Genomic DNA, 25828 nt, shown 5'->3' with positions numbered 1-25828 from the left:
GGTTACATTCCGAACCCGGAAGCTAAGCCTCACAGCGCCGATGGTACTGCAGGGGGGACCCTGTGGGAGAGTAGGACGCCGCCGAACTATTATTAGAAGAGCTGGTCCCTGAACTTCGGTTCAGGGACCAGCTCTTTTTTGTTTTGCGACACTTGCCGTTCACGTTCCGCAGCCAGCATCTGAGGCATGGGGACAGTTGGCATGTTGCGAGCCGCAGGTGTCGGTGCAGGTGACGAGGTCATCGTGCCGGCATACGGAAACGTCGAGATCGCCGAGGCCGTGGTCCTGGCAGGGGCCGTGCCCGTGTTCGCGGACATCGACCGGGCGACGTACTGCCTGGATCCTGACGCGGTGAACGCCGCCGTGACCTCCCGTACGGCCGCTGTGGCCGTCGTGCACCGCTTCGGGCACCCGGCCGACGTCAGGCGGCTTCGGGACATCGGGCAGCGACACGGCATCCTCGTGCTGGAGGAGTGCGAGTCGGACGCACCCTACGACGAGCTCGCGCAGCGGCGTGGGCACGCGACCTACCTGAGTGGGCGGCTCGGCGGTGTGATCACCCCGGACGGTGTCGAGGGGCACAGCTATCAGCAGTACGTCGTGCGTGTGCCCGGCAACGGGCGGCCGGACCGGGACGCGTTCGCGCGTGCCGTGCGGGCCAAGGGAGTTGACTGCCGGGTGCCGGTGAAGACGCCCGTCCACCGCACGCCGAAGTTCTGGCGGGACGTGTATCTGCCGGAGACCGAGCGTGCCGCGGACGAGACGCTGTCGCTGCCGGTCGGCGCTTCGATGTCGCGGCGCGAACTGCAGCGGGTCGTATCGGCGTGCAACGCGCTCGGAGGTTTGTTGCAGCCTGCCTTCTGAGGGGCGCTCACCGCGGTTCGGATCGGGCGCGAGTTCGGGGTATGCTTTATTCCGTTGCGAAGCGGGAAACCGCAAAAGCGCAACAGGCCCCTATAGCTCAGTCGGTAGAGCGTCTCCATGGTAAGGAGAAGGTCAGCGGTTCGATTCCGCTTGGGGGCTCAGAGAGTAAGTCGGGAAATTCCCCGCCCAGTTGGGCGGGGAATTTTTTGTTTCCCGGGGGCCCGTAGGCCCCCGGGGCGGAATTCTCAGTCCTTCTGAATGCCGGGGACCCGCATCGCGAGGATCGCCATGTCGTCCGACGGGGCGTCCGTCGCGAAGCGCTCCACCGCGCGCATGATGCGGGCCGCGACCGCGCCCGCCGTGAGGCCCGTGCATGTGGTGAGGACGTCCGCGAGACCGTCGTCGCCGAGCATGCGTGTGCCCTCGCGGCGTTCGGTGACTCCGTCCGTCACACAGAGCAGGACGTCACCTGGGTCGAGCGTCATCGTCTGTTCGTAGAGCTCCAGGTCGTCCATGACGCCCAGGAGCGGCTGCGGCTCCGCGTACGGCTCGACCGTGCCGTCCTGGCGCAGGCGCAGCGGGAGCGGGTGTCCCGCGCAGACGATCTTCAGGACCGCCGAGCCGTCCTCCTGCGGCCACAACTCCCCGTAGAGGAGGGTGAGGAAGCGGCTTCGGGCGCCCTCGTCGAGGATCGCGGCGTTCAGGCGCTCCAGGACCGCCGGGCCGCCGAAGCCCTCGCGGGCGAGCAGGCGCAGGGCGTGGCGGGCCAGGCCGGTGACCGCGGCGGCCTCCGGGCCCGTTCCGCAGACGTCGCCGATCGCGAAGCCGTACGCGCCGTCGCGGATGGGGAAGAGGTCGTAGAAGTCGCCGCCGACCTCATTGCCCTCGCCTGCCGCGCGGTAGATGACGTCGACCTCGACGCCCGGGATCTGCGGGAGCCCCGGCGGCAGCAGGCTGCGCTGGAGGGACTGGCTGATGGCCATGCGCTCGGAGTAGAGGCGGGCGTTGTCCAGGGCGAGGGCCGCTCGGCGGGACAGATCCTCGGCCAATTCCAGGATCTCTTGGCGGAAGTGTTCGTCGGAGGGCTTGCCCAGCGTGAGCATGCCGATGACGCGGTTCCGGGCGACCAGGGGCAGGACGACCGTCTCGCCGCCCACCGCGGATGCCGTGGAGAGCGTCGTGCCGATGCCGGAGCCCAGGCTCATGGGCTCACCGAGGCCGAGGCTGCGCATGGAGGTGCGCAGGGCGGCCTGGTGGGCCGCTTCCGAGGGTGCGGCCCAGACGCGGGCTCCGGGGGTCGGCACGGGGTCGGGAGGGGCGATCTTGGAGAGGAGGGCCTTCAGGCCGTCGATGCGCTCCTCGTCCTCATGGAGGACGTACGAGAGATAGGGCTCGGACGCCTGGTCGGCGATGGTGTAGACGGCGCACCAGGTGGCGAGGGTCGGGACGGTCATCTGGGCCATGAGGGCCAGGGTCTGGTCGCGGTCCAGGGTGCCGGCGAGGAGATCGGAGGCCTCGACGAGGAAGGAGAGCGAGCCGCGGCGCAGGCGTTCGAGCTCGCCGAGGCGCGCGGACTCGACGGCCAGGGCGATGCGGTCGGCGGCGAACTGCAGGCGCAGGGCCTCTTCGTTCGAGTAGCGGTCGGGGGACTCGGCGGCGACGCCGAGGGAGCCCGTGAGGCGGCCTTCGACCTTGAGGGGGACTGTGACCACGGAGCGCATGCCCGTGCCGTTGAGGAGCGGGACGGCGCCGGGAACGACCGTGAGGTCCTCGTGTACGGCCGGCATGCGGGCGGAGCCGTAGCGTCCGGGGCCCGCCTCCACGGGGACGCGGGCGAAGCGCTGGCGGGCCGACGGAAGGCCTGTGGAGGCGCGGACCTCCAGCTCCGTCTCGTCGTCCGTGGCGAGGAGCAGGAAGGCGGCGTCGCCGTCGAGCATGTCGCGGGCGCGCTCGACCGTGCGCTGGAGCAGACCGTCGAGGTCGTCCGGCGCCGGGGAGCCGATGAAGACCTCGAAGGGGTCGGCGGTGTGCGACTCGGCGAGCACCCCGGGCTCGGGGGCGGGGCCGCGCAGCGGTGTCTGCAGGACGGCGCGCTCGTCGTCGCGGACGAGCAGACAGACCGTGGACGGTTCGCCGTCGGCGTCGCGGACGCGCAGGTGCGAGGCGTAGACGGGGGTCACGCGGCCGTCGGAGCCGCGGATGCCGTAGCTGCCCTCCCAGCGGGAGAGCCGCAGGGCCTCCACGATGCCGGTGCTCGTGCCGGGGGTGTGCGGCCAGGCGGCCAGGTCGGTGAGGGGTTTGCCGGTGACCTGTTCGGCGACGTACCCGAAGAGCTCTTCCGCGTCTTCGTTCCAGGCGGAGATCGCGCCGACCCGGTCGATCTGGACGACGGCGACGCGGACTCTGCCGTCGGTGACCGGGAGCATCTCGGCCGGCAGCGCGGGGCCGGCGGCGCGGGTGCCCACCGAGCGGTCGGGGAGGTCGAGTTGGAACCAGACCTGCTTGTGCTCGGGGGTGTAGTCGACGCCCCAGCGGGTGGCGAGTGCCGCGCACAGCTGGAGGCCGCGGCCGCCCTCGCGGTCGGGGCTGCCCATGTTCGCTGCGGACTGCTGGAGCGGGATCTCGCGCTCCGGATAGTGGTCCGACACCTCGATGCGTACGGCGTCGTCGCTGCGCAGGCAGAGGACGTCCGCGGCGGTTCCGGCGTGCACCACCGCGTTGGTGACCAGCTCGCTGGTGAGGACGACGGCGTCGTCGACGATGTCCGTGAACCCCCAGCCCTGGAGGGTGTCGCGGACAAAGGAGCGTGCCGTCGCGACGGAACGCCCGACGGGGTCGAAAGTCGCAGCCGCGCGCGCGGTGATCACAGAACTCCTCGTACGAGTATCGACGCCCAGATCTCCCACCATGGTGCGGCCGCCCCTCCGATGCCCGCTTGTACGTGTGCCACCGCCCAGGCCGGGCAGGACCGGGGTGGTTGGACAGCCGGATGCCAGGTTACTTACCTTCGCCGTCCAAGCTGATGCCGGTCGTCAGTGTTTTCCGCCCGGAGGGTGTGCGGACGGTGTGCGAAGCTGCCGAACTGTTATGGCCTGGTTCAGCCATGGTGAAACACTGGGCAAGCTTCTTGGAGAGAGCCCAGGTAACCCGAGCAGTACGGTCGACCCTTGCGGGAGGGACACAGTGGAGTCTGGCGCAGCGACGCGGGGCACTAAAACGCGTGCGAAAGACGGACAGTCCACGAGCAAACAGCGCAAACCGCGCCACGGGGCGACTACGTCTGTGGACACGGCGGCCCTGAACAGACTGCTCGCGGCGCTCGCGGCCATGCGGGACGGAAACTTCCGCAAGCGGCTCACGGTCTCCGGTGACGACGTCATGTCCGAGATCGCCGCCGTCTTCAACGAGGTGGCCGATCGCAATCTGCATCTGACGGGTGAGATCTCCCGGGTGCGTCGCATGGTCGGTCGTGAGGGAAAGCTCACGGAGCGGCTCGAGACCGGCGCCAGTGAGGGCTCGTGGGCACATGCGATCGATGCGTCCAACGCGCTCGTCGACGATCTCGTACGTCCGGTCTCCGAAGTCGGAAGGGTGCTCTCCGCTGTCGCGGACGGCGACCTGGAGCAGCGGATGGAGCTGCGGGCGCAGGCGGACGAGGGGAACGGCCACCCGCTGCGCGGGGAGTTCCTGAAGGTCGGCCGGACGGTCAACAATCTGGTCGATCAGCTCTCGACGTTCACCGACGAGGTCACGCGGGTGGCCAGCGAGGTGGGCACCGAGGGCAAGCTGGGCGGTCAGGCGCGGGTACGTGGAATGTCCGGTTCGTGGAAGGATCTCACGGATTCGGTGAACACCATGGCGTACCGGCTCACCGCGCAGGTGCGTGACATTGCTCTCGTCACGACGGCGGTCGCCAAGGGTGACTTGTCCCGGAAGGTGACGGTTCACGTCGCGGGCGAGATGCTGGAGCTGAAGAACACCGTCAACACGATGGTGGACCAGCTCTCGTCGTTCTCCTCCGAGGTGACCCGTGTCGCGCGCGAGGTCGGCACGGAGGGCGAGCTCGGCGGCCAGGCGCAGGTGCCCGGTGTGGCGGGAGTGTGGAAGGACCTCACCGATTCGGTGAATCTCATGGCCGGCAACCTCACCGCACAGGTGCGTGGGATCGCCCAGGTCACGACGGCCGTCGCGAACGGCGATCTGTCCCAGAAGGTGACGGTCAGCGCGCGCGGCGAAGTCGCCCAACTCGCCGAGACCATCAACCAGATGACCGAGACGCTGCGTACGTTCGCCGACGAGGTCACCCGGGTGGCGAACGAGGTCGGCGCCGAGGGGCAGCTGGGCGGTCAGGCGAATGTGCCGGGCGCGGCGGGGACGTGGAAGGACCTCACCGACTCGGTGAACACGGTCTTCCGGAACCTCACCACGCAGGTGCGGGACATCGCCACGGTGACGACGGCGGTCGCCAACGGTGATCTCTCGCAGAAGGTCACCGTCGATGTCGCGGGCGAGATGCTCGAGCTGAAGAACACCGTGAACACCATGGTGGACCAGCTCTCCGCCTTCGGTGCCGAAGTGACACGTGTGGCGCGGGAGATCGGCGTCGAGGGTGAGCTGGGCGGCCAGGCGCAGGTGCAGGGTGCGGCCGGTACGTGGAAGGACCTCACGGACTCGGTCAACACCGCCTTCCGCAACCTCACGGGCCAGGTCCGCAACATCGCGCAGGTGACGACGGCGGTCGCCAACGGTGATCTGTCGCAGAAGGTCACCGTCGACGTTTCCGGCGAGATGCTTCAGTTGAAGAACACCGTGAACACGATGGTGGACCAGCTGTCGTCCTTCGCCGATCAGGTCACGCGGATGGCGCGCGACGTGGGCACCGAAGGCCGCCTCGGCGGTCAGGCGCGCGTGGACGGTGTCAGTGGCACGTGGAAGGAACTCACCGACTCCGTCAACTTCATGGCCGGGAACCTGACGTCGCAGGTGCGTCAGATCGCCCAGGTCACGACGGCGGTGGCCCGGGGCGATCTGTCGCAGAAGATCGACGTGGACGCGCGTGGCGAGATCCTGGAGCTGAAGAACACCATCAACACGATGGTCGACCAGCTCTCCGCCTTCGCCGACCAGGTGACCCGGGTGGCCCGCGAGGTGGGCACGGAAGGCCGCCTCGGCGGTCAGGCGCAGGTGCCGGGCGTGGCCGGAGTATGGCGTGATCTGACCGACTCGGTGAACGGCATGGCCGGCAACCTCACCGCTCAGGTCCGCAACATCGCTCAGGTCGCGACCGCGGTGGCGCGGGGTGATCTGTCGCAGAAGATCGACGTGGACGCGCGTGGCGAGATCCTGGAGCTGAAGAACACCCTCAACACGATGGTGGACCAGCTCTCCGCCTTCGCCGAGCAGGTGACGCGGGTGGCCCGTGAGGTGGGCACCGACGGCATCCTGGGCGGTCAGGCCGAGGTGCAGGGTGTCTCCGGCACCTGGAAGGACCTCACGCAGTCCGTGAACGGCATGGCGAACAACCTGACCCTTCAGGTCCGCAACATCGCCGAGGTCACCACGGCCGTCGCCATGGGCGACCTCTCCAAGAAGATCACCGTCGACGCCAAGGGCGAGATCCTCGAACTCGTCACCACCGTGAACACGATGGTCGACCAGCTCTCCAACTTCGCCGAGCAGGTGAACCGCGTGGCCCGCGAGGTGGGCACGGAGGGCAACCTGGGCGGCCAGGCGCGGGTCCCGGGCGTCACCGGTACCTGGAAGGACCTCAGCGACAACGTCAACCTGATGGCGAACAACCTGACCGGCCAGGTGCGCAACATCTCCCAGGTCGCGGCGGCGGTCGCCAACGGAGACCTCACCAAGAAGGTCACCGTCGAGGCGCGCGGTGAGGTCGCGCAGCTCGCCGACACCGTCAACACGATGGTGAAGACACTGAGTTCGTTCGCGGACGAGGTGACCCGGGTGGCCCGCGAGGTGGGCACGGACGGCATCCTCGGCGGTCAGGCCCGTGTGCCCGGAGTCTCGGGTACGTGGAAGGACCTGACGGAGTCCGTGAACGGCATGGCCTCCAATCTCACCGGCCAGGTCCGCAACATCGCGATGGTCACCACCGCGATCGCCAAGGGCGACCTGACCAAGAAGATCGACATCGACGCCCGGGGCGAGATCCTGGAGCTGAAGACCACCATCAACACCATGGTCGATCAGCTGTCGTCCTTCGCCGAGCAGGTCACGCGGGTGGCCCGCGAGGTGGGCACGGAAGGGCAGCTGGGCGGTCAGGCACGGGTGCGGGACGTCGACGGCACGTGGCGCGACCTCACCGAGTCCGTGAACGAGATGGCGGGGAACCTGACGCGTCAGGTGCGCGCCATCGCCGAGGTCGCCACCGCGGTGACGCGCGGCGACCTGAACCTGAAGATCGACGTCGACGCGGCGGGCGAGATCCAGGTCCTTCAGGACAACATCAACTCGATGATCGCCAACCTCCGCGACACCACCCTGGCCAACAAGGAACAGGACTGGCTCAAGGGCAACCTGGCCCGCATCTCCGGCCTGATGCAGGGCCGCCGCGACCTGGACGACGTCGCCTCGCTGATCATGAGCGAGCTGACGCCGGTGGTCTCCGCGCAGCACGGCGCCTTCTTCCTGGCGCTGCCCACGGAGGACGCCCCGGAGCCCGGCGCCGAGCAAGGAGACGCGTACGAACTGCGCATGATGGGCAGTTACGGCTACTCCATGGGATCCATGCCGACGTCCTTCCGGCCCGGCGAGACGCTCATCGGCACGGCGGCACAGGAGCGGCGCACGATCCTCGTGGAGAACGCGCCGTCCGGCTATCTGCGGATCGCCTCCGGTCTCGGCGAGGCACCGCCCGCCCAGGTGATCGTCCTTCCGGTGCTCTTCGAAGGGACCGTCCTCGGTGTGATCGAGCTGGCCGCCTTCCAGCCCTTCACGCAGATCCAGAAGGACTTCCTCAGCCAGATCGCCGAGATGATCGCGACGAGCGTCAACACCATCAGCGTCAACACGAAGACCGAGGTGCTGCTCAGGCAGTCGCAGGAACTCACCGAGCAACTGCGGGAACGGTCGGCGGAGTTGGAGAACCGGCAGAAGGCACTGCAGGACTCCAACGCCGAACTGGAGGAGAAGGCCGAGCTGCTCGCCCAGCAGAACCGCGACATCGAGGTCAAGAACACCGAGATCGAAGAGGCCAGGCAGGTACTGGAGGAGCGCGCCGAACAGCTCGCCGTGTCGATGCGGTACAAGTCCGAGTTCCTGGCGAACATGTCGCACGAGCTGCGTACGCCGCTCAACTCGCTGCTGATCCTGGCCAAGTTGCTCGCCGACAACGCCGACGCGAACCTCACCCCCAAGCAGGTGGAGTTCGCCGAGACGATCCACGGGGCGGGCTCGGACCTGCTGCAGCTGATCAACGACATCCTCGACCTGTCCAAGGTCGAGGCCGGCAAGATGGACGTCTCCCCGACGCGCATCGCCCTCGTCCAACTCGTGGACTACGTAGAGGCCACTTTCCGGCCGTTGACCGCGGAGAAGGGGCTCGACTTCTCCGTACGCGTGTCTCCGGAGCTGCCGGCGACCCTGCACACGGACGAGCAGCGGCTCCTTCAGGTGCTTCGCAACCTCCTGTCCAACGCGGTGAAGTTCACCGACTCCGGAGCGGTCGAGCTGGTGATCCGGCACGCGAACGCCGATGTGCCCAACGCCATCCGCGAACAGCTCCTGGAGGCGGGTTCGCTGCGGGACGCGGACGCGGATCTGATCGCCTTCTCGGTGAGCGACACCGGCATCGGGATCGCGGGCAGCAAGATGCGGGTGATCTTCGAGGCGTTCAAGCAGGCCGACGGCACGACGAGCAGGAAGTACGGCGGTACGGGACTCGGGCTCTCCATCAGCCGGGAGATCGCGCGTCTCCTCGGCGGAGAGATCCACGCGGCGAGCGAACCGGGCCGCGGCTCGACGTTCACGCTCTATTTGCCGCTGCACCCGAGCGAACTGCCGCCCCAGGGCTACACGCAGCTGGCACCCCTGCCGGGAACCCCCGCGCGGCCCGCCCTGGAGGAGGGGGCGTCCACGGCCGCACCCGCGGCCGAGCAGCCGCCCCAGAGCGAAGCGGCCCCGCCGCCGAGGGCGGAGGAGATGCCCGGGGCAGGCACGCTCTTCAGGCGCCGCCGCCGTGCCGCGCACGCCTCGTCGGAGCAGCCGCCCGTGCTGCCCGGGCAGGGCGTCCCGGAGCCCGCGGAGGCGCGCTCGCAGGAGCAGTGGCCGACCGCGGGGCAGGAGAGGTCCGAGGCCCGTCCCGGCTATCACTTCGGCGGTGAGAAGGTTCTCATCGTCGACGACGACATCCGCAATGTGTTCGCGCTCACCAGCGTCCTGGAGCAGCACGGGCTCTCGGTCCTCTACGCGGAGAACGGCCGTGAGGGCATCGAGGTCCTGGAACAGCACGACGACGTGACGGTCGTCCTGATGGACATCATGATGCCGGAGATGGACGGGTACGCGACGACGACGGCGATCCGCAGGATGCCGCAGTTCGCCGGGCTCCCGATCATCGCGCTCACGGCGAAGGCCATGAAGGGTGATCGGGAGAAGGCCATCGACTCCGGCGCATCCGATTACGTTACGAAGCCGGTCGACCCGGATCATCTGCTGTCGGTGATGGAGCAGTGGATGCGAGGGGAGTGACCGAGAAGAGGCTCCATTACGCGGAGTTGCTGACAGAGTGTGGCCGAAGTCGTGTAGAACCACGGTATTCGGGGAACCTTCTGGTCTCCCACCGCGTTTCTGCTACGTGCACAGTGACATCGCGGTGACAGGGTGTGGCGACAGGCGGGGTGCGGCTACCATGACCGGCACAAGGACGGACGGCGTAAGGGAGTCGTCCCCTGGGGCGGCGCCCGGTGTACCGCCGGGGCGAGGAGGGCGGGCCATGGTGCAGAAGGCCAAGATCCTCCTGGTCGATGACCGGCCGGAGAATCTGCTGGCGCTGGAGGCCATCCTCTCTGCGCTCGATCAGACCCTGGTGCGGGCATCGTCCGGGGAGGAAGCGCTCAAGGCACTACTGACGGATGACTTCGCGGTCATCCTGCTGGATGTCCAGATGCCGGGCATGGACGGTTTCGAGACCGCCGCGCACATCAAGCGGCGGGAACGGACCCGGGACATCCCGATCATCTTCCTCACCGCCATCAACCACGGTCCGCACCACACGTTCCGGGGTTACGCGGCGGGTGCGGTGGACTACATCTCCAAGCCCTTCGATCCGTGGGTGTTGCGCGCGAAGGTCTCGGTGTTCGTCGAGCTGTACATGAAGAACTGCCAACTGCGGGAGCAGGCGGCCCTGCTGCGTCTCCAGCTCGAAGGCGGCGGCAAGTCCGCGGCGGGTGACGCCAAGGAGCCCGCAGGGCTTCTCGCGGAGCTCTCCGCGCGCCTGGCGGCCGTCGAGGAACAGGCGGAGGCGCTCTCCAAGCAGCTCGACGAGGACTCGGCGGATGCCGCCGCGGTCGCCACCGCGGCTCATCTCGAACGCAAACTCACCGGTTTGCGGCGGGCTCTTGACGCCTTGGAGCCGGGCACCGGCAGCGGTGCTCCTTCGGTGTCCTCGCAGAGCTGAGTGCGGCGCGGACACCGGGCGGAGCGGTGCCGGGGGTGGTGAACATCCGGAATCTTCAGGACCGGAGGCGGTGAACATCCGTCAGTTCACCGCCTCCGCAAGGGCGACACAAACGGGTGAAGCGGTGGGCACACGTGTCCGCAGTGGTCTCCACCGGTAACCTCGGACCCATGGCCTCACGTCCGTCCGCAGCCAAGAAGACGCCCGCGAAGAAGGCGGCCGCGCCCACAAAGGCTCCGGCGAAGAAGGCCGCCGCCAAGAAGCCGCCGCCCAAGAAGGCTCCGGCGAAGAAGGCGCCCGCCAAGAAAGCCGTGGCCAAGAAGCCCGCACCCAAGCCCGCGCCCAGTCCCACGGGCGGCGTCTACCGCCTCGCGCGCGCCCTCTGGCTGGGTCTCGCGCACAGCGTGGGTGCCCTGTTCCGTGGCATAGGGCGTGGCGCGAAGGGGCTCGACCCGGCGCACCGCAAGGACGGCGTCGCGCTGCTGCTGCTCGGTGTCGCCCTGATCGTCGCCGCGGGTACGTGGTCGAATCTGCGCGGCCCCGTCGGTGACCTCGTCGAGATGCTGGTGACCGGCGCCTTCGGCCGCCTCGATCTGCTGCTCCCGATACTGCTCGCGGTCATCGGCGTACGCCTCATCCGGCACCCCGAGAAGCCCGAGGCGAACGGCCGCATCGTGATCGGCCTGTCCGCCCTCGTCATCGGCGTGCTCGGCCAGGTGCACATCGCGTGCGGTTCGCCCGCCCGTGCGGACGGCATGGAGGCCATAAGGGACGCCGGCGGCCTCATCGGCTGGGCCACGTCCACTCCGCTGATCTTCACCATGGGCGAGGTCCTTGCCGTACCGCTGCTCGTCCTGCTGACCGTCTTCGGACTCCTCGTGGTCACGGCGACGCCCGTCAACGCCATCCCGCAGCGGCTGCGGCTGCTCGGCACCAAGCTCGGCGTCGTCCAGGCGGCACCGGAAGAGGCGCACGGGGACTACGGGGACGACGAGCGGTACGAGGAGCAGTGGCGCGAGGCGCTGCCCGCCCGCTCGCGCAGGCGCTCCGAGGCCCCTGAGGCGTACGACCCGGACCAGGCGGAGGAGGAGGCGCTCACCCGGCGGCGCAGGCCCCGCAGGGCGTCCCAGCCCTCTCTGGACCGGCCGATGGACGCGGTGGACGTGGCCGCCGCCGCTGCCGCCGCCCTGGACGGCGCAGTCCTGCACGGCATGCCGCCCTCGCCGCTGGTAGCCGACCTCACGCAGGGCGTCTCCGGGGAGCGCGAACGCGATGAGCAGCCCGCGGAGACCTCCGCGCCGGTGCCGACCGCGCGCGCCACGGACAGTCCCGCCCGCGCCAAGGACGGCCCGCCGCCCGGCGTACGTCGCAAGAAGCCCGGTGAGTCCGACGACTCCGGAGTGCCGGACCTGACCAAGGCCCCGTCGGACAAGCCCCGGGACCTGCCGCCGCGCGCCGAGCAGCTGCAGCTCGCGGGGGACATCACGTACTCGCTGCCCACGCTCGACCTGCTCGAGCGCGGTGGCCCCGGCAAGTCCCGCAGCGCCGCCAACGACGCGGTCGTCGCCTCGCTCAGCACTGTCTTCAGTGAGTTCAAGGTCGACGCCGACGTCACCGGCTTCACGCGCGGCCCGACGGTCACGCGGTATGAGATCGAGCTGGGCCCGGCCGTGAAGGTCGAGAAGATCACGGCTCTGGCCAAGAACATCGCGTACGCGGTCGCGAGCCCCGACGTCCGCATCATCAGCCCCATCCCCGGCAAATCCGCGGTCGGCATCGAGATCCCGAACTCCGACCGCGAGATGGTCAACGTGGGCGACGTGCTGCGGCTCGCGGACGCCGCCGAGGACGACCACCCCATGCTGGTCGCGCTCGGCAAGGACGTCGAGGGCGGCTTCGTCATGGCCAACATGGCGAAGATGCCGCACATCCTGGTCGCCGGAGCCACCGGCTCCGGAAAGTCGTCCTGCATCAACTGCCTGATCACGTCGATCATGATGCGGGCCACCCCCGAGGACGTGCGGATGGTCCTCGTCGACCCCAAGCGCGTCGAGCTCACCGCGTACGAGGGCATCCCGCACCTGATCACGCCGATCATCACCAACCCCAAGCGGGCCGCCGAGGCGCTCCAGTGGGTCGTGCGCGAGATGGACCTGCGCTACGACGACCTCGCGGCGTTCGGCTACCGGCACATCGACGACTTCAACCAGGCCGTCCGCGAGGGCAAGCTCAAGACGCCCGAGGGCAGTGAGCGGGAGCTCACCCCGTATCCGTACCTACTGGTGATCGTCGACGAGCTCGCCGACCTGATGATGGTCGCCCCGCGCGACGTCGAGGACTCGATCGTGCGCATCACGCAGCTGGCGCGCGCGGCGGGCATCCACCTGGTGCTTGCCACGCAGCGGCCGTCCGTGGACGTCGTGACCGGTCTGATCAAGGCGAACGTGCCCTCACGGCTCGCCTTCGCGACCTCCTCGCTCGCCGACAGCCGCGTCATCCTCGACCAGCCGGGTGCCGAGAAGCTGATCGGCAAGGGTGACGGGCTCTTCCTGCCGATGGGCGCGAACAAGCCCACCCGAATGCAGGGCGCCTTCGTCACCGAGGACGAGATCCACGCGGTCGTCCAGCACTGCAAGGACCAGATGGCGCCCGTCTTCCGGGAGGACGTCACCGTGGCCACCAAGCAGAAGAAGGAGATCGACGAGGACATCGGCGACGATCTCGATCTGCTCTGCCAGGCCGCTGAGCTGGTGGTTTCCACTCAGTTCGGGTCCACGTCGATGCTCCAGCGCAAGCTGCGCGTCGGCTTCGCGAAGGCCGGACGGCTCATGGACCTGATGGAGTCGCGCGGCATCGTGGGGCCGAGCGAGGGCTCCAAGGCCCGTGACGTTCTTGTGAAACCTGATGAGCTGGATGGCGTGCTGGCCGTGATCCGCGGGGAGGCTCACCCATAAGGGTGCGGCAGGCAACCGTTTCCCTTCGACATACGTCAAGTTGAGGGGAGGGACAGCACCATGCCCCACCATCAGGATGTGCCGCCATTCCGATGGCGTACAAAGTCCGTCGCCCAGTTGCCCCACCCTTCGCGAACCCCCCTAGACTGAACATCCGGCAGGTGGCTACACGCTCGAAAGGCGCCCCCGTGTCCATCGGCAACTCCCCTGAAGACGACCGCCCTTCAGACCACCGACCCACCGACGACCAGCCTGCCGAGAGCCTTCCGGCAGCTGAGAGTCCGGCAGACGACCGGCCCGCGCCGGCGGAGGACCGGCCCTCGATCGGCCGTATGCTGCAGCAGGCCCGCGTCGACGCGGGCCTGACCGTCGACGAGATCAGCACGTCCACCCGGGTGCGGATCCCGATCGTGCACGCGATCGAACAGGACGACTTCTCCCGATGTGGCGGAGATGTGTACGCCCGCGGTCACATCCGGACGCTCGCACGCGCCGTGGGGCTCGATCCCGCCCTGCTCCTTGCCCAGTACGACGAGGCGCACGGCGGCCGGCCGCCCGCGCCGACCCCGGCGGCGCCGCTCTTCGAGGCCGAGCGGATCAGGTCCGATCCGCGCCGTCCCAACTGGACCGCCGCCATGGTCGCCGCGATCGTCGCCGTCATCGGTTTCGTCGGCTTCACCGCGTTCAGCGGGGGCGACGACAGCAACGGGTCGAAGTCGCAGGTCGCCGAGGGTTCCACGCCCGCCACCACCAAGCCCGCCACGAAGAAGCCCGCGCCCGACAAGCCCGCCGACCCCAAGCCGGACCCCTCGGACAGCGCGATCGCCGGCGCCCCCCGGGACAAGGTCACGGTCAAGGTCAACGCATCGGACGGCCGCAGTTGGATCTCGGCCAAGGACCACAGCGGCCGGACGCTCTTCGACGGCGTCCTGGAGGAGGGCAAGTCGAAGACCTTCCAGGACAAGCAGAAGATCGACCTGGTCCTCGGTGACGCGGGCGCGATCAAGCTGTACGTGAACGGCAAGGCGGTCCAGAACGAGTTCGACCCCGGCCAGGTCGAGCGGCTCACCTACACCAAGGGCGATCCCGAGGTCGGCTGAGCTGCGTCAGGTGCGTCAGCCGCGTCAGCTCCGCGAGCCGTGTAAGGCCTTGTGGTGAGGGCCCGGACCCTCGCGGCGGGGGCCCGGGCAGGGACAAAGTAGTCTTGAGAGCATGCCTGAACGCCGCACCGTCGCCCTTGTCACTCTTGGCTGCGCCCGCAACGAGGTGGACTCGGAGGAGCTCGCAGGCCGCTTGGAGGCGGACGGCTGGCAGCTCGTCGAGGCCGCCGAAGACGCGGACGTCGCCGTAGTCAACACCTGTGGATTCGTCGAAGCCGCCAAGAAGGACTCCGTCGACGCCCTCCTGGAAGCCAATGACCTCAAGGGTCATGGCAAGACCCAGGCCGTCGTGGCCGTCGGCTGCATGGCCGAGCGGTACGGCAAGGAGCTCGCCGAAGCCCTGCCCGAAGCCGACGGTGTCCTCGGCTTCGACGACTACTCCGACATCTCCTCCCGCCTGAACACCATCCTGAGCGGTGGCAGTGTCGAGGCCCACACCCCGCGCGACCGGCGCAAGCTCCTTCCGATCAGCCCTGCCGAGCGGCAGGAGGCGGGCTCCGACGTCGCGCTTCCCGGGCACGCGCCCGTGGACCTGCCCGACGGCCTCGCACCCGCCTCGGGGCCGCGCGCCCCGCTGCGGCGGCGTCTGGGCACCAACCCCGTCGCCTCGGTGAAGCTGGCCTCCGGCTGCGACCGGCGCTGCTCGTTCTGCGCCATCCCCTCCTTCCGCGGCTCCTTCATCTCGCGGCGCCCCTCCGATGTCCTCGGCGAGACGCGCTGGCTGGCCGAGCAGGGCGTCAAGGAGGTCATGCTCGTCTCCGAGAACAACACCTCGTACGGCAAGGACCTCGGGGACATCAGGCTCCTGGAGACGCTGCTGCCCGAGCTGGCCGCCGTCGACGGGATCGAGCGGGTGCGGGTCAGCTACCTCCAGCCCGCCGAGATGCGCCCCGGGCTCATCGACGTACTGACCTCCACGGAGAAGGTCGCCCCCTACTTCGACCTGTCCTTCCAGCACTCCGCGCCCGGTGTGCTGCGGGCGATGCGGCGCTTCGGGGACACCGACCGGTTCCTCGAGCTCCTCGACACCATTCGGACGAAGGCACCGCAGGCCGGTGTCCGGTCCAACTTCATCGTGGGCTTCCCCGGGGAGACCGAGGCCGACGTCACCGAGCTCGAGCGGTTCCTCACGGGTGCGCGGCTGGACGCCATCGGCGTCTTCGGGTACTCCGACGAGGAGGGCACGGAAGCGGCGACGTACGACAAGAAGCTGGATCAGGACGTCGTCGACGAGCGGCTCGCGCGTATCTCGCGGCTCGCCGAGGAACTGACCTCGCAGCGCGCCGACGACCGTCTCGGTGAGACCGTCGAGGTGCTCGTGGAGTCCGTGGACGAGGAGGACGGCGCGATCGGCCGGGCGGCTCACCAGGCGCCCGAGACGGACGGCCAGATCCGCTTCACGGGCGCCACGGGTGGGGACGGCCTGCAGGTCGGCCGTATGGTCGTGGCAAAGGTGGTCGGCACGGAAGGCGTGGACCTGGTGGCTGAGTACAGCGAAATTCTGGGGGACCCGCCCCGGATCCCGGCCGAGGAGGCGCGCAGATGACCGGAGTCCCGGCATCCGCGGCGGGCGGCTCCGGCGCGCAGGGCGCCAAGCCGGTGCGCGGTGGAAAGTTGGGCGCTGCGGCCGTCAATCAGGCCAGCGTGTGGAACGTCGCCAACTTGTTGACGGTGATCCGGCTGCTGCTCGTGCCGGGCTTCGTGATGCTCCTGCTCGCCGAAGGCGGGTACGACCCGGCCTGGCGGGCGTGGGCCTGGGCGGCCTTCGCCGTCGCCATGATCACCGACCTGTTCGACGGACACCTGGCACGCACGTACAACCTGGTCACGGACTTCGGGAAGATCGCCGACCCCATCGCCGACAAGGCGATCATGGGCGCCGCGCTGGTCTGCCTCTCCTACCTCGGCGATCTGCCGTGGTGGGTGACGGGCGTCATTCTCGGGCGTGAGCTCGGGATCACACTGCTGAGGTTCTGGGTGATCCGCTTCGGTGTCATTCCGGCCAGTCGTGGCGGCAAGATGAAGACGCTCTGGCAGGGCGTGGCGGCCGGGATGTACGTCCTGGCGCTCACGGGACCACTGGCCACGCTGCGGTTCTGGGTGATGGCGGTCGCCGTCGTCCTGACGGTCCTGACCGGGCTCGACTACGTGCGGCAGGCGGTCGTGCTGCGCCGCCTCGGCCTCGCGGAGGCGCGGGAAGCGGCAGCCGCTTCCGCTGCGGCCTCCGGCGAGGGAGCCCGGGAGTCGGCGACCTGATGTCCGCCGATCCTTTCGCCGGTCTTTCCACCGATCCGTCCGCCGACCTCGCCGCCGAGCCGGCCGCGGAGGTTCTGCGGCTTCTTCAGGCCCGGGGTGAGACGCTTGCCGTCGCCGAGTCGCTCACCGGGGGTCTTGTGGCCGCCGAGCTGACGGCGGTGCCGGGGGCCTCGCGGGTCTTCAGGGGGTCCGTGACGGCGTACGCGACCGAGCTGAAGCATCAGGTGCTCGGAGTCGACGGCACTCTTCTGGCCGAGCGTGGAGCCGTGGATGCCGAGGTGGCGCTGCAGATGGCGGCCGGTGTGCGCAAAGTCATGGGGGCGGACTGGGGAATCGCGACCACGGGCGTCGCGGGGCCGGATCCGCAGGACGGGCAGCCGGTCGGAACCGTTTTCGTGGCGCTCGACGGGCCGGATTCAGCGGTCGGCGGGCCGGTTTCCGCGGTCGGCGGGCCTGGGTACGCGCTTCGCTCTGAGGGGAAAGTGGCGGCACTGCGGTTGAACGGTGAGCGTTCGGACATTCGTATGGAGAGTGCACGGAGCGTGCTCAGGCTGCTGATCGAGCGGCTGTCCGGCGAACGTGCTGGGAATGGGCGGGCACAGGATACGGAACAGAACGGGGGGACTTGATGTTTGCAGCCCTGAGTGAACACGACATCGCTCCCCGCACGGCCGCGGCGCGAGGCGGTACGGTGGGGCGTGAAGGATGCGGCTACGCGGTCCGAGGAGGGAGCCACCGATGATTCTGCTCCGTCGCCTGCTGGGTGACGTGCTGCGTCGGCAGCGCCAGCGCCAGGGCCGTACTCTGCGCGAAGTCTCCTCGTCCGCCCGAGTCTCGCTCGGCTATCTTTCCGAGGTAGAGCGGGGGCAGAAGGAGGCATCCTCCGAGCTGCTTTCCGCGATCTGCGACGCGCTTGACGTACGGATGTCCGAGCTCATGCGCGAGGTGAGCGATGAGCTCTCTCTCGCCGAACTGGCTGCGTCGGCAGCGGCTACGGAACCGGTGCGTGCACCGGTTCGCCCCATGCTCAATTCCGTCTCGGTGAGCGGTGTGCCGCCGGAACGGGTGACCATCAAGGCGCCTGCGGAGGCGGTGGACGTCGTCGCCGCGTGATGCCGCGCTGACTGCGCACACTGCTTGAGCGCTCAGACGTGACGAAGCCCCGGCCGGGTTACCGGCCGGGGCTTCGTGCGTTCTGACGTCCGGTTCGCGTTCGAGAGCCGCTGAAAGAGAGCTGTCTAAAGCTGCGATTTGAGGTGACTCGTTCATCTGCTGAACCGACTGTGAGATGTCCCTATTGGTGCACTCGTGTCATGGTTGGTGGGGATTTTCGCTTACGCGATCCCATGATCTTTGGAGGTTGGATGAACGTCGTGAAGAGCCCCCTGTCCGAAGCGGATCTGAAAACGGTCTCGGATGCCCTGCAGGGGGCGCTCGTGGACCTGGTCGACCTCTCCCTGGTGGCCAAGCAGATCCACTGGAACGTGGTCGGCCCGCGCTTCCGCTCCGTCCACCTGCAGCTCGACGAGGTCGTGGACACGGCACGGACGCACTCCGACACGGTGGCCGAGCGGGCTTCCACGCTCGGGGTCTCGCCCGACGGCCGTGCGGCGACCGTGGGGCGGAGCAGCGGCATCGGCGAGGTCGCCGGTGGCTGGGTCAAGGACACGGACGCGGTCGGAACGCTCGTGGACGCGCTCGGTGCGGTGATCACGCGGATGCGGGAGCGGGTCCAGGCGACCGGTGAGGCGGATCCGGTGAGCCAGGACATCCTCATCGGGATCACGGCCGATCTGGAGAAGCATCACTGGATGTTCCAGGCGGAGAGCGGCTGATGCCGAGAAGCACCGAGAGCCACCGAGAGCCACCGAGAGCTGCCGAGCGAGTCGAGCGAGTCGAGCGAGTCGAGAGCTGCCGAGTGAGCAAGGAACGGTTGATCAGGGCGGGGCGGGGCTGAACGGGGCGGTGGCTGTGCCTCGTGTGCTCTGTGGTGCGCCCTCCCGCTCGGTGAAGCGGGGCGTCTAGCGTGCACCCAGGGGGCGTCCGGGGGGGGGCGTCCGGCGTCGGATATCGAGCGGGCCTCGTGCGGAGGTGGTGGCCGTGGCATGGAAAGTCGTGCGGTGGACGCCGGCTCTGGCGTTCGGGGCGCTCTGGTGGTGGGGCGTGCTGCGGCTGGCGCTGGCTCCTGATGCGGGTGTTCTGGAGGGGGCCGTCGCCGCCGGAGGGTGGGGGCTGAGTCTGCTGCCGGTGCACTGCGTGCCGCAGTCCCGGGCGGTGCGCGCCGCGTCCCTGGCCAGAGCGCGCACTCCGCGAACGGATGGTGCGCGGTGGCCCGGCGGGCGTGCGCCGCGGTGGTCCGAGGAGCGTACGGCCAGGGGTGCCGCTCGGGCCGCTGCCGGTGCCGTCACCAAGGCATGGCGACGCCGCCGTTCGGGCGGAGAATCTGGCCCGTCGTGAAGGCGGACGCGTCCGAAGCCAGATGCAGGACGGCGTGCGCGATGTCCTCCGGTTCGCCGACGCGGCCCAGCGGGGACATGCGGACCATCAGGCCTTCGGTGTGCGTTTGGGCGTCGCTGTCGTGGCGGTCGGTCATGGGGGTGCGGATCCAGCCCGGAGCGACGGCATTGACGCGGATGCCGTGCGGGCCCACCTCGGTGGCGAGGGTCTTGGTGAGCTGGACGACGGCGGCTTTCGCGGCGCCGTAGCAGAGGAGGCCGGGGCCGCCGGTGTCCACGGCTCCTGAGGCCATGGTGATGATGCTGCCGCAGCTGCTTCCGGGGTGGCGGCGGCGGGTGTCGTTGGTCTCGTCGGCGTTTGCGGCGATCATCGCGCGGGCCGCGGCCTGGCAGGCGTACAGGACGCCCTTGAAGTTGATGTTCAGGACCCGGTCGAGGTCCTCGTCGCGGGTCTCCAGTACCGGGCTGTTGTGCATGATCCCGGCGATGGCGGCCATGACATCCAGGCGGCCCGTGGCTGCCGTGGCGCTTGCGACGGCCTGGTCGACCTGGGTTCTGTCCGCCACGTCCAAGGGGTGGGTGTGCGCGGCGCCGCCCGCGTCCTTGATGAGCGTGGCCGTCTCGTGGAGCCCCTGGGTGTCGCGGTCGGCACAGTGGACGGTGGCGCCTGCTTCCGCGAGCAGTACGGCCGAGGCCCTGCCGATGCCGCTTGCCGCGCCGGTGACGAATGCGGTGCGTCCGCTGAGGTCGTACGCCGTTATGGGCATGACGGGACGGTACGGCCGAATCTGACGGGGCGTCAACTGGTGTGCGGGTGTGGGGTGCTGTGCGCCGGGTGCGGTGCTTGGGGGCCGGATTCAGGGGGCCGGGCCCCGTTGGCAGGTGGGGCACCAGTACGTGGGGCGGTCGCGGGAGCCGTCGCCCTGCTGTGCCTTGCGGATCGGGGTGCCGCAACGCAGGCAGGGGTGGGGCGCGCGACCGTAGACGTACAGGCGCCGGCCAGGGAGGTCGCGGCCCGTGGTGGTGCGCGAGGGGCGGTCGCGGTTGGCTTCCAGGAGCTTCTTGGAGAGGGCGGGGAGGCGTGCGGCCGTCTCGGCGGAGAGCTCGCCGATGGGGAGCCACGGTGTGGTGCCCAGGAGGAAGCAGATCTCGCTCTTGAAGACGTTGCCGATGCCCGCGAGGTTGCGCTGGTCGAGCAGGGCCTCGCCGAGGGGGCGCTCGGGGGTCGCGAGGAGGTTGTCGAGCGCTCTGCCGGGGTCCCAGTCCGGGCCCAGGAGGTCGGGGCCGAGGTGTCCTACGGCCTTGTGCTCGTCGGCGGTGCGCATGAGTTCGAGTACGGGCAGGCGGTAGCCGACGGCTGTGCGCTCGGCGGTGCCCAGGATCGCCCTGATCTGGTAGCCGGGGCCGCCGCTCCAGCGCTCGCCGGGGGCGTACAGCCGCCAGGAGCCTTCCATGCGGAGGTGGGAGTGCAGGGTGAGCCCGCCCTCGATGCGGGTGAGGAGGTGTTTGCCGCGCGGGGTGACGTCCAGGACGGTGCGCCCGGTGAGGTCGACGGTCGCGAGCTTCGGTACGCGGAGGTCGGAGCGCGTGACCACGTGCCCGGCGAGAGCGGTGTGCAGCCGCCGGGCTGCCTGGTGGATGGTGTCCCCTTCGGGCATGAGGTCCAGGGTGGCATGTCGGTCGCGGGGCGAGGGCGAGGCGAGGGGCTTCGGGCGCGGCTGTGGGTGCGCTTGGTGGCCTCATGCGCTGGGCGTCACGCGCGCAGGCGTAGGCCCCGTGGGGTGGCGTGGAAGCCCGCTCCTTCCAGGAGTGGGGCGAAGGGCGAGGTCAGGGAGGAGCCTCCGTTGATGCGCTCGACCGTGACCGTGCCGAGTGAGCCCGCTCGGGCCGCGGCGGCGAGGGCTTCGGCGGCCGCGTGCAGGCGGGCGTCCTCGGTGGCGGGGGCGTCGTCCTGCGGGGCCGATGGCCAGGCAAGGAGGGTCTTGCCGCCGCGCTCCATATAGAGGGTCAGTTCGCCGTCGACGAGGACGACCAGGGAGCCTGCCTTGCGGCCCGGCTTGTGGCCCGCGTCGGTGGGCGGATCGGGCCAGGGGAGCGCTGCTCCGTAGGCGTTGGCCGGGTCGGCGGCGGCCAGAACGAGGGCCTGGGTCTCCGAGGAGCGTGGGGAGTAGTTCATGGCCGACGGCGAGCTGTCCGTGCGGTCGCGGGCGTTCGCCGCCGCGCGGAGCCGGTCCACCGCGCCGTCCATGGCGAACTGCGCGGCGCCGAGCCCCTCGACGACATAGCCGCGCCGCGCCTGACCACTGTCCTCGAAGGCGGACAGGACGCGATACGTCGCCGAGAAGCCGCCCTCGACCCCCTCGGCCGCGACGGCCCCGCGGGTCACCACGCCGTGCCGGTCCAGGAGAGTGCGGGCCAGGGCATGGGCGCGCAGGGTGGGGTCGGGTTCGCGGGCGGGGAGCAGCGACCAGCGGCCCGCGACGGTCGGCGGTCCCGTGCGCGAGGTGGGGCGGGCGGCGGCCGTCAGTGTGCCGTAGCGACCGCGCGGGGCGGAGCGCTTGGCGCGGTGGGCCGTGGAGCCCGCGGTGCGGCCCGAGCCCAGGAGCGAGCGCATCGGGGCGAGGGTGTCGTTCGTGAGCCGTCCGGACCAGGCGAGATCCCAGATCACGTCGGCCAGTTGGGTATCGGAGGCCTCGGGGTGTGTGGTGGCGCGGACCTGGTCGGCGATCTGCCGGAAGAACAGGCCGTACCCGCCGGAGAGGGTGTCAAGGACCGATTGATGGAGCGCGGTGAGTTCCAGGGGATGGGCCGGCGGCAGGAGCAGGGGTGCGGCGTCGGCCAGATACAGGGAGACCCAGCCGTCCTTGCCCGGCAGGGATCCGGACCCGGCCCACACCACCTCTCCGGCGGCGGTGAGTTCGTCGAGCATCGCCGGTGCGTACCCGGTTACGCGGGAGGGCAGGACGAGCTTTTCGAGGGCGGACGCGGGCACGGTCGCCCCCTGCAACTGCTCGATGGCGCGCACAAGGCCGTCCACGCCCCTCAGCCCGTGCCCGCTCAAGTGCTGCCACTGCGGCAGGAACTGGGCGAGCGCGGCGGGCGGCACCGGCTCCAGCTCATGCCGCAGGGCGGCCAGGGAGCGGCGACGAAGGCGGCGCAGGACGGCCGCGTCACACCACTCCTGGCCGATGCCCGCCGGATGGAACTCTCCTTGTACGACACGTCCGCCCGCGGCGAGGCGCTGCAGCGCGCCCTCGGTGACCGCCGCGCCCAGGCCGAAGCGGGCGGCGGCGGTGGCGGAGGTGAAGGGGCCGTGGGTGCGGGCGAACCGCGCGATGAGGTCACCGAGGGGGTCTTTGACGGGCTCGGTGAACGCCTCGGGGACACCGACCGGCAGCGCTGTGCCCAGCGCGTCACGCAGGCGGCCCGCGTCCTCGATCGCCGCCCAGTGATCGGCCCCGGCGATGCGGACGCGGATCGCGCGGCGGGCGGAGGCCAGCTCCCGCGCCCACTCCGGGTCGCCGCCGCGCTCGGCCAACTCGGCCTCGGTGAGCGGCCCCAGGAGGCGCAGCAGGTCGGCGACGCCTTCGACGTCCTTGACGCGGCGGTCCTCCGTGCGCCACTGGAGCTCCTGCTCCAGTTCCGCCAGGACGTCCGCGTCGAGCAGCTCGCGCAGCTCGGCCTGGCCGAGGAGCTCGGAGAGCAGCCGGGAGTCCAGGGAGAGGGCCGCCGCGCGCCGCTCGGCCAGCGGTGAGTCGCCCTCGTACAGGAACTGCGCCACGTAGCCGAACAGGAGCGAGCGCGCGAAGGGGGACGGCTCGGGGGTGGTGACCTCGACGAGCCGGACCTTGCGGGACTCGATGTCGCCCATCAGTTCTGTGAGGCCGGGGACGTCGAAGACGTCCTGGAGGCACTCCCTGATCGCTTCCAGGACGATGGGGAACGATCCGAACTCGCTCGCCACCTGGAGCAGTTGCGCGGCACGCTGGCGCTGCTGCCACAGGGGCGTGCGTTTGCCGGGGCTGCGGCGCGGCAGCAGCAGCGCGCGGGCGGCGCACTCACGGAACCGCGAGGCGAACAGGGCCGAGCCGCCCACCTGGTCGGTGACGATCTGGTTGACCTCGCCCTTGTCGAAGGCGACGTCCGCAGCCCCTACGGGGGCTTTCTCATTGTCGAAGTTCTCGTACTCCAGATGCTGGTCGGTGGGTTCCTGGTCGAGCAGGTCCAGGCTCATCAGATCGGCGTCCGGCAGGCGCAGCACGATGCCGTCGTCGGCGTGCATGACCTGGGCGTCCATGCCGTACCGCTCGGTCAGCCTGGAGGCGAGCGCCAGAGCCCAGGGCGCGTGCACCTGCGCGCCGAACGGGGAGTGCACCACGACCCGCCAGTCGCCCAGCTCGTCGCGGAAGCGCTCGACCACGATCGTGCGGTCGTCCGGGATGTGGCCGCAGGCCTCACGCTGCTCGGCGAGGTACGTCAGGATGTTGTCGGCCGCCCAGTCGTCCAGGCCCGCGGCCCGCAGCCGCACGCGTGCGTCGTCGCGCGACAGGGAGCCGACCTCCCGCAGGAACGCGCCCACCGCACGGCCCAGTTCGAGCGGGCGGCCCAGCTGGTCGCCCTTCCAGAAGGGGAGCCGTCCAGGGACACCGGGCGCGGGGGAGACGAGCACGCGATCGCGCGTGATGTCCTCGATGCGCCAGGAACTGGTGCCGAGTGTGAAGACGTCGCCCACCCGGGATTCGTAGACCATCTCCTCGTCGAGCTCTCCGACGCGGCCTCCGCCCTTCTTCGGGTCGGCGCCGGCCAGGAAGACCCCGAAGAGGCCGCGGTCGGGGATCGTGCCTCCGGAGGTGACCGCGAGGCGCTGCGCCCCGGGGCGCCCGGTGACGGTGCCTGCGACGCGGTCCCAGACCACTCGGGGGCGCAGCTCCGCGAAGGCGTCCGAGGGATAGCGGCCCGCGAGCATGTCCAGGACGGCCGTGAACGCCGACTCCGGGAGCGAGGCGAAGGATGCGGCGCGGCGGACCAGGGCAAGCAGGTCGTCGACCTGCCAGGTGTCGAGGGAGACCGTCGCGACGAGCTGCTGTGCCAGGACGTCCAGGGGGTTGGCCGGGATGCGCAACGACTCGATGGAGCCGGTCCGCATCCGCTCGGTGACCACGGCGGCCTGCACCAGGTCCCCTCGGTACTTGGGGAAGACGACGCCGGTGGAGACCGCGCCCACCTGGTGCCCTGCCCGGCCGACCCGCTGCAGGCCGGAGGCCACGGAGGGCGGTGACTCGACCTGGACGACCAGGTCGACCGCGCCCATGTCGATGCCCAGTTCCAGGCTGGAGGTGGCGACGACGGCGGGCAGGCGGCCCGCCTTCAGATCTTCTTCGACGAGTGCGCGCTGCTCCTTGGAGACCGAGCCGTGGTGGGCCCGTGCGAGGACCGGAGGGGCGCCCTTGGCCGCGCCCGACTCGGCCATCAGCTCGGCGGGGGAGTGGTCCTCGGGGAGAGGCTCTCCCGTCGCGCGTTCGTACGCGATCTCGTTGAGCCTGTTGCACAGGCGCTCCGCGAGACGGCGTGAGTTGGCGAACACGATCGTCGAGCGGTGCGCCTGGACCAGGTCGGTGATGCGTTCCTCGACGTGCGGCCAGATCGAGGGGCGCTCCGCGCCCTGGTCCGAGTCGGCGACCGGTGAACCGCCCAGCTCGGCGAGGTCCTCGACCGGCACGACCACGGACAGGTCGAACTCCTTGCCGGACGGCGGCTGGACGATCTCCACCCTGCGCTGCGGGGACAGATAGCGCGCCACCTCGTCCACAGGACGGACCGTCGCCGACAGGCCGATGCGGCGGGCGGGCCGGGGAAGGAGCTCGTCCAGCCGCTCCAGGGAGAGGGCGAGATGGGCGCCGCGCTTGGTGCCCGCGACGGCGTGCACCTCGTCCAGGATCACCGTCTCGATGCCCGTCAGGGCGTCCCGCGCGGCGGAGGTGAGCATCAGGAAGAGCGACTCGGGTGTGGTGATCAGGATGTCCGGCGGGCGGGTGGACAGGGCGCGGCGCTCGGCGGGCGGGGTGTCGCCCGAGCGGATACCGACCCGCACTTCCGGCTCGGGGAGCCCGAGGCGGACGGACTCCTGCCGGATGCCGGTCAGCGGGCTGCGCAGGTTGCGCTCCACATCGACCGCCAGGGCTTTCAGCGGAGACACGTACAGCACCCGGCAGCGCTTCTTGGGGTCGGCGGGCGGCGGGGTCGAGGCCAGCTGGTCGAGGGCCGCGAGGAACGCGGCGAGCGTCTTGCCCGAGCCGGTGGGCGCGACGACCAGCACGTCCGAGCCCTCGCCGATGGCCTTCCACGCCCCGGCCTGCGCGGACGTGGGCGCGGAGAAGGCACCCGTGAACCAGCTGCGGGTCGCGGGGGAGAACTCATCGAGAGCGCCGAGGGCGCTGGAGGCGGACCTGACCATGACCCCATCGTGCACCCCGCCACTGACAACTGCCCCGACCTGCGGAA

The 25828-nt window shown here is 70.0% G+C and carries 14 protein-coding genes, 1 tRNA gene and 1 rRNA gene; 12 read left to right on the top strand and 4 right to left on the bottom strand.

Annotation, left to right across the window (positions count from 1 at the left end):
• The 3 genes from rrf to ACFVXC_RS33590 all read left to right on the top strand — a co-directional run.
• Window positions 1-87 (top strand): 5S ribosomal RNA (rrf, locus tag ACFVXC_RS33600); the annotation flags it as partial.
• A gap of 114 nt (window positions 88-201) precedes the next feature.
• Complete coding sequence (locus tag ACFVXC_RS33595) at window positions 202-864, top strand: DegT/DnrJ/EryC1/StrS family aminotransferase (protein WP_389913208.1); 663 nt, start codon at window positions 202-204, stop codon at window positions 862-864.
• Between the two features lie 86 nt (window positions 865-950).
• Window positions 951-1023: transfer RNA gene (locus tag ACFVXC_RS33590), tRNA-Thr, on the top strand.
• A gap of 86 nt (window positions 1024-1109) precedes the next feature.
• Here ACFVXC_RS33590 and ACFVXC_RS33585 read toward each other — a convergent pair.
• Window positions 1110-3773, bottom strand: coding sequence for a SpoIIE family protein phosphatase (locus tag ACFVXC_RS33585; protein WP_389913205.1), 2664 nt, complete (start codon window positions 3771-3773; stop codon window positions 1110-1112).
• Window positions 3774-4047: 274 nt separating this feature from the next.
• On the opposite strand from ACFVXC_RS33585, the gene ACFVXC_RS33580 reads away from it, so the two are divergent.
• The 9 genes from ACFVXC_RS33580 to ACFVXC_RS33540 all read left to right on the top strand — a co-directional run bounded on the left by ACFVXC_RS33580 (window position 4048) and on the right by ACFVXC_RS33540 (window position 18706).
• Window positions 4048-9573 (top strand): HAMP domain-containing protein, encoded by a 5526-nt coding sequence (locus ACFVXC_RS33580; RefSeq protein ID WP_389913202.1) that lies wholly within the window; start codon window positions 4048-4050, stop codon window positions 9571-9573.
• Window positions 9574-9817: 244 nt separating this feature from the next.
• Window positions 9818-10501 (top strand): two-component system response regulator, encoded by a 684-nt coding sequence (locus ACFVXC_RS33575; RefSeq protein ID WP_389913199.1) that lies wholly within the window; start codon window positions 9818-9820, stop codon window positions 10499-10501.
• Between the two features lie 170 nt (window positions 10502-10671).
• Entirely contained in the window at window positions 10672-13455 is a 2784-nt protein-coding gene (locus ACFVXC_RS33570; protein ID WP_389913196.1) for a DNA translocase FtsK, read from the top strand.
• Window positions 13456-13643: 188 nt separating this feature from the next.
• Complete coding sequence (locus tag ACFVXC_RS33565; RefSeq protein ID WP_389913193.1) at window positions 13644-14555, top strand: helix-turn-helix domain-containing protein; 912 nt, start codon at window positions 13644-13646, stop codon at window positions 14553-14555.
• 112 nt (window positions 14556-14667) lie between these two features.
• A complete protein-coding gene (gene rimO, locus ACFVXC_RS33560) occupies window positions 14668-16161 on the top strand; it encodes a 30S ribosomal protein S12 methylthiotransferase RimO (protein ID WP_389913190.1) in 1494 nt (497 codons plus the stop codon).
• Window positions 16158-16871: a CDP-diacylglycerol--glycerol-3-phosphate 3-phosphatidyltransferase gene (gene pgsA / locus ACFVXC_RS33555; protein WP_389913187.1), complete on the top strand. Its 714-nt coding sequence runs from the start codon at window positions 16158-16160 to the stop codon at window positions 16869-16871. Before rimO ends, pgsA begins: the two co-directional genes overlap by 4 nt.
• Window positions 16871-17500 (top strand): CinA family protein, encoded by a 630-nt coding sequence (locus tag ACFVXC_RS33550; RefSeq protein WP_389913184.1) that lies wholly within the window; start codon window positions 16871-16873, stop codon window positions 17498-17500. Before pgsA ends, ACFVXC_RS33550 begins: the two co-directional genes overlap by 1 nt.
• A 109-nt stretch (window positions 17501-17609) precedes the next feature.
• Window positions 17610-17984: a helix-turn-helix domain-containing protein gene (locus ACFVXC_RS33545; protein WP_160507571.1), complete on the top strand. Its 375-nt coding sequence runs from the start codon at window positions 17610-17612 to the stop codon at window positions 17982-17984.
• Between the two features lie 251 nt (window positions 17985-18235).
• The gene (locus ACFVXC_RS33540; RefSeq protein ID WP_389913181.1) at window positions 18236-18706 is read left to right on the top strand and encodes a Dps family protein; all 471 of its coding nucleotides are present in this window, start codon (window positions 18236-18238) and stop codon (window positions 18704-18706) included.
• Window positions 18707-19275: 569 nt separating this feature from the next.
• Here the strand turns inward: ACFVXC_RS33540 and ACFVXC_RS33535 are convergent.
• From ACFVXC_RS33535 to ACFVXC_RS33525, 3 genes are all read right to left on the bottom strand, one after another.
• Window positions 19276-20094, bottom strand: coding sequence for an SDR family NAD(P)-dependent oxidoreductase (locus tag ACFVXC_RS33535; RefSeq protein ID WP_389913178.1), 819 nt, complete (start codon window positions 20092-20094; stop codon window positions 19276-19278).
• A gap of 90 nt (window positions 20095-20184) precedes the next feature.
• Window positions 20185-20985 carry a DNA-formamidopyrimidine glycosylase family protein gene (locus ACFVXC_RS33530; RefSeq protein ID WP_389913175.1) on the bottom strand — a complete coding sequence of 267 codons (801 nt, stop codon included), beginning with the start codon at window positions 20983-20985 and terminating at the stop codon, window positions 20185-20187.
• Window positions 20986-21080: 95 nt separating this feature from the next.
• Entirely contained in the window at window positions 21081-25781 is a 4701-nt protein-coding gene (locus ACFVXC_RS33525; protein WP_389913173.1) for an ATP-dependent helicase, read from the bottom strand.
• Window positions 25782-25828 lie beyond the last annotated feature (47 nt).

The sequence above is a fragment of the Streptomyces sp. NPDC058257 genome (genome assembly GCF_042881845.1).
Taxonomy (GTDB): domain Bacteria; phylum Actinomycetota; class Actinomycetes; order Streptomycetales; family Streptomycetaceae; genus Streptomyces.
This window is presented reverse-complemented; position numbering and strand designations above follow the sequence as displayed.

Coding starts and splice junctions, on each gene's coding strand:
- ACFVXC_RS33595 (WP_389913208.1), top strand. CDS start 202: ATGTTGCGAGCCGCAGGTGTCGGTGCAGGTGACGAGGTCATCGTGCCG.
- ACFVXC_RS33585 (WP_389913205.1), bottom strand. CDS start 3,773: ATGGTGGGAGATCTGGGCGTCGATACTCGTACGAGGAGTTCTGTGATC.
- ACFVXC_RS33575 (WP_389913199.1), top strand. CDS start 9,818: ATGGTGCAGAAGGCCAAGATCCTCCTGGTCGATGACCGGCCGGAGAAT.
- ACFVXC_RS33570 (WP_389913196.1), top strand. CDS start 10,672: ATGGCCTCACGTCCGTCCGCAGCCAAGAAGACGCCCGCGAAGAAGGCG.
- rimO (WP_389913190.1), top strand. CDS start 14,668: ATGCCTGAACGCCGCACCGTCGCCCTTGTCACTCTTGGCTGCGCCCGC.
- pgsA (WP_389913187.1), top strand. CDS start 16,158: ATGACCGGAGTCCCGGCATCCGCGGCGGGCGGCTCCGGCGCGCAGGGC.
- ACFVXC_RS33550 (WP_389913184.1), top strand. CDS start 16,871: ATGTCCGCCGATCCTTTCGCCGGTCTTTCCACCGATCCGTCCGCCGAC.
- ACFVXC_RS33545 (WP_160507571.1), top strand. CDS start 17,610: ATGATTCTGCTCCGTCGCCTGCTGGGTGACGTGCTGCGTCGGCAGCGC.
- ACFVXC_RS33540 (WP_389913181.1), top strand. CDS start 18,236: ATGAACGTCGTGAAGAGCCCCCTGTCCGAAGCGGATCTGAAAACGGTC.
- ACFVXC_RS33535 (WP_389913178.1), bottom strand. CDS start 20,094: ATGCCCATAACGGCGTACGACCTCAGCGGACGCACCGCATTCGTCACC.
- ACFVXC_RS33530 (WP_389913175.1), bottom strand. CDS start 20,985: ATGCCCGAAGGGGACACCATCCACCAGGCAGCCCGGCGGCTGCACACC.
- ACFVXC_RS33525 (WP_389913173.1), bottom strand. CDS start 25,781: ATGGTCAGGTCCGCCTCCAGCGCCCTCGGCGCTCTCGATGAGTTCTCC.